Source organism: Microbacterium sp. KNMS, from assembly GCF_053851835.1.
The window spans coordinates 1-248 of sequence record NZ_JBSQBP010000161.1 but is presented as its reverse complement, the minus strand read 5'-3'; the positions used below and the strand labels follow the sequence as shown (position 1 = coordinate 248).

The following is a 248-nucleotide window of genomic DNA, read 5'->3' as shown; positions in this document are numbered from 1 at the left end:
GTATATAGCCTCCTCAAGCCGGCCACGTCGGTGTATCTGCCCATTGAGGGCATCCTTTCTGGCATCTGGTTCCTGCCGGCACTTCTTGCCGGGCTCATCGTTCGTAAGCCGGGCGCAGCCTTACTCTCCGAGGTTCTGGCGGCCACCGTTGAGGCTGCTCTCGGCGGCCCGTGGGGGGCTGGCACCCTCATTTCCGGTGTCGTCCAGGCCCTGCCGATGGAACTATGTTTGCTCGTCGTCGCCTACGA

Annotated in this window: 1 protein-coding gene; it reads left to right on the top strand. The window is 62.9% G+C overall.

All coding sequences use genetic code 11. The annotated features are described in order from the left end of the window. Positions 1-248 (top strand): ECF transporter S component (locus tag ACWXWW_RS18230; protein ID WP_455971445.1); only part of this gene is annotated, 248 nt, incomplete at both ends.